General features: G+C 40.8%; 8 protein-coding genes. 2 read left to right on the plus strand and 6 right to left on the minus strand.

Annotated elements, in window-relative coordinates; translation table 11 throughout:
• The 6 genes from AC1DPZ_RS20135 to AC1DPZ_RS20160 form a co-directional block, all read right to left on the minus strand.
• A partial coding sequence (locus AC1DPZ_RS20135) for an RNA polymerase sigma factor (protein ID WP_477406740.1) occupies positions 1 to 353 on the minus strand: 353 nt, incomplete at its 3' end.
• Positions 354 to 378: 25 nt separating this feature from the next.
• Positions 379 to 1,260: a lipoyl synthase gene (lipA, locus tag AC1DPZ_RS20140; protein WP_477406742.1), complete on the minus strand. Its 882-nt coding sequence runs from the start codon at positions 1,258 to 1,260 to the stop codon at positions 379 to 381.
• 393 nt (positions 1,261 to 1,653) lie between these two features.
• Positions 1,654 to 1,983 (minus strand): bacillithiol system redox-active protein YtxJ, encoded by a 330-nt coding sequence (ytxJ, locus tag AC1DPZ_RS20145; protein ID WP_477406744.1) that lies wholly within the window; start codon positions 1,981 to 1,983, stop codon positions 1,654 to 1,656.
• A 367-nt stretch (positions 1,984 to 2,350) separates the two neighbouring features.
• On the minus strand, positions 2,351 to 2,845 hold the full coding sequence (gene ribH, locus AC1DPZ_RS20150) for a 6,7-dimethyl-8-ribityllumazine synthase (protein WP_477406746.1): 495 nt from the start codon (positions 2,843 to 2,845) through the stop codon (positions 2,351 to 2,353).
• A 173-nt stretch (positions 2,846 to 3,018) separates the two neighbouring features.
• The gene (locus AC1DPZ_RS20155) at positions 3,019 to 3,696 is read right to left on the minus strand and encodes a tetratricopeptide repeat protein (protein WP_477406748.1); all 678 of its coding nucleotides are present in this window, start codon (positions 3,694 to 3,696) and stop codon (positions 3,019 to 3,021) included.
• Between the two features lie 333 nt (positions 3,697 to 4,029).
• Positions 4,030 to 4,275, minus strand: a complete 246-nt coding sequence (locus tag AC1DPZ_RS20160) for a 4a-hydroxytetrahydrobiopterin dehydratase (protein WP_477406750.1) — start codon at positions 4,273 to 4,275, stop codon at positions 4,030 to 4,032.
• A gap of 441 nt (positions 4,276 to 4,716) precedes the next feature.
• Here AC1DPZ_RS20160 and AC1DPZ_RS20165 point away from each other — a divergent pair, with 441 nt between their 5' ends.
• Complete coding sequence (locus AC1DPZ_RS20165) at positions 4,717 to 5,523, plus strand: helix-turn-helix domain-containing protein (protein WP_477406752.1); 807 nt, start codon at positions 4,717 to 4,719, stop codon at positions 5,521 to 5,523.
• 47 nt (positions 5,524 to 5,570) lie between these two features.
• Complete coding sequence (locus AC1DPZ_RS20170; RefSeq protein WP_477406754.1) at positions 5,571 to 6,050, plus strand: anthrone oxygenase family protein; 480 nt, start codon at positions 5,571 to 5,573, stop codon at positions 6,048 to 6,050.
• Positions 6,051 to 6,106: the final 56 nt, after the last annotated feature.

A 6,106-nucleotide genomic window follows, 5' to 3' on the forward strand; every position in this document is an offset into this window, starting at 1 on the left:
CTCTTATATTGGTCTATGAAAGTTACGTTATTTTCAATCTCCTGGTTTTTATTTTGATTCTTAAAATCTTTTGATCTGATCTTATCTATTGCAAGGTTGCGTGCAATATTAACCATCCAGGTAAATAAACGACCTTTTTCGGCACTATAGCTCGAAAAGGAATGCCAGATTTTTACGAATGTTTCCTGCAAAACATCTTCTGCTATTGGGGTATTGGTAACAATGCGGGAAATAACACCATACAGCGACGGCGAATACATATCATAAAGTGCTTCAACCGCGATCTTCTCACGATTTCTTAATGCACGCACCAGTTCTTCTTCCGAAAGCGATATCTTGTGTTTCTTACTCAACCTGGTTAATATATAAAGGGATTAATTACAAATCAAACAGATGTTTTTCTGCATGATAGGATGAGCGCACCAATGGGCCGCTTTCCACGTATTTAAAACCTTTATTAAGGCCAATTTGTTTTAAATGAGCAAATTGATCCGGATGGATCCAGTCGAGTACCGGGTGGTGATTACGGGTTGGCTGTAAATACTGCCCCAGGGTTAGTATGTGTACACCTGCAGTTAACAGGTCGTCCATGGCTTCTAAAATATCCTCCTCAGTTTCGCCCAGGCCAAGCATAATGCCCGATTTTGTACGTAATCCGGCTTCCGATACATGCTTTAAACACTCCAGGCTGCGATCATATTTTGCCTGGATGCGCACTTCTTTTGTTAAGCGCCTTACAGTTTCAAGGTTGTGGGATACTACCTCGGGCCTGGTTTCCAAAACACGGGCAAGGTTATCCCAGTTGCCCCTGAAATCGGGCAGCAAGGTTTCTAAAGTAGTTTCGGGGCTTTCACGGCGAATGGCATTTATAGTTTCGGCCCAGATGATAGAACCGCCGTCTTTAAGGTCGTCGCGGTCAACAGAGGTGATAACGCAGTGCTTTACCTGCATTAGCTTTACCGAGGTAGCTACACGGTTAGGCTCGTCAACGTCAACAGCCAAAGGCCTGCCGGTTGCTACAGCGCAAAATGAGCATGAGCGGGTACAAATATTACCCAGTATCATAAAAGTAGCTGTGCCGGCACCCCAGCACTCGCCCATGTTAGGGCAATTACCACTTTCGCAAATAGTGTGCAGCTTGTGTTCATCAACCAAACCGCGCACATGTGCATATTCTTTTCCAATAGGAAGCTTTACCCTCAGCCAATCCGGCTTACGCTGTACCTGGCTTACCGCGGGAACTACCGGCAATTCAATCATGTTACAAATGTAGTTAAAAACAGTATAACCAATTATAGGGTAATGCTTAGGTTGTAATTATTATTACAGTAAATTGATGTGCGGATTTTCAAATTAGCCTTGTTGAGGGCTCCGCCGTTTCAGAAGCGCAGAATTTCACCTTCGGTTTTTTATGACACTATTCGGGTGTTCGGGACGTACGTGTAACGTATTGAATGTCAATTTGATAGGTTTTGATCCTGTGTTTAGCTTGTTGATTATGAGGGCGTTGTGTATTTTACGCATTGCTCTCTTAACACTATCCTGTCGGCACCCTTCCATAACTTTTGCGTGCACCAAATTAGTACCGTTGCGCTAACGCAGCGCTACTTTATACACACCTATACCCGAAGAACTACGGAAACTAATAAAATTTTAGCTTAAAACACTCAATGCTTCCTCAACCGAAATGCCGCCATGCGACTGATCGAGCACGCACTCGCCATCTTTGATAAGTATTAATTGCGGCGACTCATGGTGTACCTGGAAAAGTTGTGCTACCATGCCCGATAGTTCGCGGTACTTGATGAGGTCTAAAAAATAGAGGGGCATATCTTCGGGGAGGTCTTCCCAATCCAGTTCGAAGCGTCTTTTTGCCATCATGCTGATGGAGCAACGTGTACTATGTTTAAAAATCAGGCTATAGCCTTGATTTTGTTTGATCTCGTTAAGCTGATCTGCCGATTCAAGCGGTATCCAGTTCATAAAAATTATATATAGTAAAAGAATCAGGAACCGGGAGTTAAGAATCAAGACAATTCATCATAGCGAAAGAAATTAATCCGGCTATGCCTGGCGCATCAGCTTAAATAAGCCAAAACCTTTTTGTCTTAATATCGTGATTCTTAGCCCCTGGCTCTAAATCAAAACGTAATTATAACACAAAAACCGGTATTGGTTTTCAGGAGATTACAAAAATGACATTTGCCTGTTACCGGCCAGATCTGGGATATGATCCGTAAGCAGGGCATAATTTATTGGAGCATGATGATATGCTGCCAATAGTTAGCGCTATAATAGCTATGTAAATTATTTTTTTCATTGTTTTAACACTATAATGGTTTAACGCAGATCAGCTATTTAATGTTTCGGCAAGTGCTGCCATTTTTATGGCAGTAATTGCAGCTTCATCGCCTTTGTTGCCATGTTTGCCGCCTGCGCGGTCAATGGCTTGTTGTTGGTTATCTGTTGTTAATACCCCAAATATAACAGGTTTTGAATATTTTATTGCAACATTACTTACGCCATTTGCTACCGCATTGCAAATAAAATCAAAATGCCTGGTTTCGCCCTGTATTACACATCCTAAACATATCACGGCATCCAGCTTACTGGTTTTTAACAGCAGGTCGGCACCCGATGTTAATTCAAAACTGCCGGGTACAGTGTGCGTGAAAATATTTTCGGGCAGGGCGCCATTGGCAACCAGGCTATTATAAGCACCCCGGTAAAGCGCGCCGGTGATCTCGGCATTCCACTCAGCTACGGCAATGCCAAATCGGTATGCTGCGGCAGATGGGATCTCGGTATTTGAAAAATCTGAAAGGTTTTTTAATTGAGTAGCCATTTTTTTATTTCGGATGTTCGATTTGGAATTTATTTTTTTATTTCGGAAGTCAGAATTGGGGTGTCGGATTTATTAATTTGATATAAAAAGAAATGTTCGATTTCTGATTCGCGCAAAGGTAATATTACCAATTTACAAATCCGAAATCGAACATTCGAAATCCGAAATCAAAATTAAAGCTTCGCTTCGGCGCGGGCAATGTATTCGTCGATATTTTGTGCTTCGGCGCTTTCAGGATATTCTGTTTTTATCCTTTTGTATGCTTCGCCGGCAGATTTATTGTCTTTGGTTTCTTCATAAACAAGGCCCAGCTTTTTTAAATAAAGCGGCGATAAAAACTTATTTTTTGCTTTATCAACAGCCTTGCTAAAATAGGTTGCGGCTTTTTCGTAGTCTTTTAACTCTACATAGGCATCGCCTGTGCTGCCAAAAGCTTCGGCGGCTACCATGCTGTCGTCGCCGCGGTAGTTATCTAAGTTTTCAATGGCTTTACGGTATTCGCCTTTGTTTAAATAAGCGGTACCTAAATAAAAATAAGCAAGGTTGGCAGCTTTGGTGTTACTGTAATCGCTGATGATCTTTTTAAAGCCGGGATAGCTGGCGTCGCCATTAATGGCTTTGTCCCAATCCTTTTTGGCCCAAAAATCCTGCGCTACGTACATTTGATTAGCCGCAGTAACTTCGCGCGGACCTAAATACACTTTCAGGTATAAAAAATAGATTGCGATGAGCGCAATAACGGCTCCACCAATAAATAATAAGCTTTTTTGATTCTCGCGCACGAAATTGCCGCCCTGTCCTGGATTAGGATCTGGTGCTGCAACTTTGGTATTCGCCTGGTTTTTTGACATTGTTATAACAAAATTAAGTTTGCAAAGTTACGGTTTTCAAAATTTCTGGCAATAGCTTTTGTGTTAATTCTTTAGGGGATGTTTTTTTGGGGTAATTGCGGGTGTTTTGGTGGGTAGATTAGCTTATGACAGATGTGTACAAAAAAACCTTTTGTCATGCTGAACGTAGTGAAGGATCTATTCGCAGACTGTACAGGGCGAAGCGGCATGGCGAATAATAGATGCTTCACTCCGTTCATGACAGATGGCTTTTTTGCAACAAGTCATGGGTAACGCAGTGAAGGATCTATTTCCCCCGTGCTTTTTATTTCTTCCGAACAGCTATAATGAACATCAAACCGCAACACCTCCCGGTAATTTATCAATGGAGGCGGCTAATGATCTATCCTTATCGGTTACAATATCACCCTGGTCGTGGGTCGAGAGCCAGATTTCGACTTTATTCCATTCATTTTTCCAGGTTGGGTGGTGATTCGCGGATTCGGCCAACAAAGCCACGCGGGTCATAAAAGAAAATGCTTCCGAAAAGTCTTTAAATTTAAATGCTCTGTAAAGCTTATTATCAATTTCCTGCCACATGGTTTTTATTTACCTCCCTTTACCTAACAGGGGAATTGGCAACATGTTTTATTAATACCTGGCAAATACCAATTTTACTTGCGTGGATTCCAAATCCTCCTTTTGTAACTCGCTTTTTTATAGGTAGAATATAAAAACGTAGCACATCGGAGAATAACCGGAAAAGTTAAGACGGGAACCACGCTTGTTTTACCCTATTTCTGTGCCATTAATCAGTGATATTTACCCTAATTCCGTAACATGTTGTCGTGGACAGCAATTACCTTAACTAAACTCCGGAAAAGACAATGCTCTCAGACCTAATTACTTGCATCTTAAGATAAAAATTCGTTCCTTTATTATGCCGACCGGCATGGCTGAAAAATTGTAATTCCACGCCTTCGTCATATCTTCTGCCATTAACGATTTTTTTTATGGCGCTAATAATCAATTACCTGGAAATTGAACTACAACTATTACATACCAAACGAACCCTGTTTTAAGAATGTAATCCATTCTGTTTGGCAGGTTGATGTTTTCCATCTCTTTCATAAGGAATACATTATACCCAAAGGTGTAGTAGAAGTTATTTTTAACTTCAGCGATAGCCCTTTTATCCCGGCTCAATTAGGCAATAAACGGCAATATTTATCAAATTGCTTTATTAGTGGGTTCAACACAGCGCCCATACAGATCCATCTTCCAAAACAACAGATTTTTTTTGGCGTTCTGTTTCAACCTTTGGCCGTAAAAGAGATTTTTAAGGTACCTGCCTGCGAATTTTTAAATATTACGGTCGACTTAACCCTGCTTGATTCAACTTTTCAATCACTTTGGCACCAGCTTGCCGAACAAAATGATTTTGATGCCCGGGTATCTGTTTTTCTTGCCTGGCTGAGGCGAAATTTGGTTGATTGGCAACCCCGGGAACAATTAATGAATAATTTCATATATGCGCCCAATCAACATGATTCATCCGTAACAGCGCTGGCAAATTCTTTATGTTATTCGCCCCGCCATTTATCAAGGAAACTTTTTGAAGCAACAGGAATGAATACTGAAGAAATTTTGCTTTATAAAAAATACCTTCATGCGGTGAATTTAATTCACCAGGGTAAATTATCGATGACAGAAATTGCATTTCAAAGCCATTTTTCCGACCAATCGCATTTTATCAAAACTTTTAAGGCTTATGCAGCGATAACACCCGGTGAATACAAACGGAGCATGAGCAATATAAAAGGGCATATTTATGAAGATGTCCGTTAAATACAATTCTGCGGCTTACCAGGTAGCCATCTTTGCAGAAAAAAAACATGAAAACAATAATCTTATTTGCGTCTATCAGCATTGCCAGCGGGCTGCTGTTTGTAAACATTTATACTTCTTTGGTTGATGCGAGATCATGGGGCGGCGACATTCCTAACTCAATAGCTGCTGCAAGGGAGTATTTTAAAATGGTAACTCCGGGGAACTTTTTCAGGCTGTTTTCGCCTGTTAACCAGGTATTGGGCCTGTTGGCTCTAATACTCTTTTGGAAATCTGCTCCGTCTATCCGGTTGTGTTTAGGGGCTGCGTTTGTTTTATACATTTTAGGGGATGTATTCACCTTTGCCTATTTCTATCCCCGTAATGACATTATGTTTAAAACTGCGCAACTCGCCGATGTTGATTTGCTTAGAAAAACAGTATCAGAATGGAGTATGATGAACTGGATCCGCTCTTTAATTATCCTGGCAGGGCTCTTTTTCTCTTTTATCTCGCTGTATAAAATTTATTTGCTTAATGCTAAATAGCAAATTAGCATGGGGTAGAAGTTTTTTTTAATTACCTTCTAAAGGATACTGTGTAC

Source organism: Mucilaginibacter sp. P4_G9, from assembly GCF_056400985.1.